The following is a 1,365-nucleotide window of genomic DNA, read 5'->3' on the forward strand; positions in this document are numbered from 1 at the left end:
ATGTGATCTCCTTTTATTAAACACTAACTAAAGAGGTAGTTTAAACCATGACTAATAGTACAGCATTGAAAACATCAGTTTGTATTTTAGGTTCAGGTCCAGCTGGCATTGTAGTTGGTAATATCCTTCTACAAAATGGGATTGATTGTATCATTGCGGATAGATACAACCGCGAAGAAATATATACGAAGGCGCGGGCAGGTGTGCTGGAAAGCACAACAGTTGACCTACTCAAAAAACATGGTCTCGCGGATACAATTTTCCAAAATGGCTATACCCATGATACCTGTGAATTTCGTTACCCTGATTACAGCGTTGTTTTTGATTACGGAAAGTTAGCTGATGGAGATGTCCATTACATTTATCCCCAAAGCGATCTCAATGACGATCTGATCCAAAGATATCTGGATGCAGGTGGTAAGTTACTGTTACGCCATGAGGGTAAAAAAATTACTCAAACCGATGACGGCGTCATTGTTGAGTGTTACGATAAAGATGGTGACACCACCATCACGATTCATGCTGATTTTGTAGCAGGGTGTGATGGCTATCATGGAATCTCGCGCCAATCAATTCCAGACGGAGCGGTAGACATCTACACAAAACAGCATCCTTACGGCTGGCTGGCAATTTTAGCTTACGCACCACCTTCTGCAAAACATGTCATCTATGGCTTGCATCATGATGGCTTTGGAGCTCACATGCCGCGCAATAGCAAGATTTCTCGTTATTACTTACAAGTTTCACTTGATGATGAGCTGAAAAATTGGCCTGATCAACGCATCTGGAGTACCTTGGCAAAGCGTCTGGCGAAAAAGGGATGGACCTTGAAAGAAGGGGAAATCTTTGACAAGCGGATTTTATCTATGCGCAGTTATGTTATGGAACCGTTACAGTACCAACGGTTGTTGATAGCTGGTGATGCGGGTCACATTATTACACCTTGCGGTGGGAAAGGTTTAAATCTGGCGGTACAGGATGCGGGTATTCTCGGAGAAGTATTGGTCAGTTACTACCAGGAAAAACGGGATATTTCTTACCTGAAACGCTACTCGGAAATTCGTTTGCCCTATATTTGGCGTGCTCAAGAATTCTCTTGTTCGATGTTGCATATGCTGCATAAGTCTGAAGAGAAGGATGTAGACAATGTCCGTTTCTTCAATAAGTTGAGTGAATCGAAATTGAAGCAATTGTCTACATCGGTGACATTTGCTAGGGATTTTGCCAGAAACTATGTTGGTATTATCTAGGAAAGGGAATAGGGAGTAGGGAGTAGGGAGTAGGGATTAGGGAACAAAATTATCACAATTCATTAAAGAGCCCTATCTGAGAGGTACACAGAATTTTTTTCCTGTCTTGATGCAA

The 1,365-nt window shown here is 42.1% G+C and carries 1 protein-coding gene; it reads left to right on the top strand.

Translation table 11 applies throughout. The features are described from left to right. Positions 1-47 precede the first annotated feature (47 nt). Positions 48-1,250, top strand: coding sequence for a 4-hydroxybenzoate 3-monooxygenase (locus F6K38_RS44750; protein ID WP_287360782.1), 1,203 nt, complete (start codon positions 48-50; stop codon positions 1,248-1,250). Positions 1,251-1,365 lie beyond the last annotated feature (115 nt).

Origin of the sequence: Moorena sp. SIO3B2 (assembly GCF_010692525.1) — a bacterium.
GTDB classification, from domain to species: domain Bacteria; phylum Cyanobacteriota; class Cyanobacteriia; order Cyanobacteriales; family Coleofasciculaceae; genus Moorena; species Moorena producens.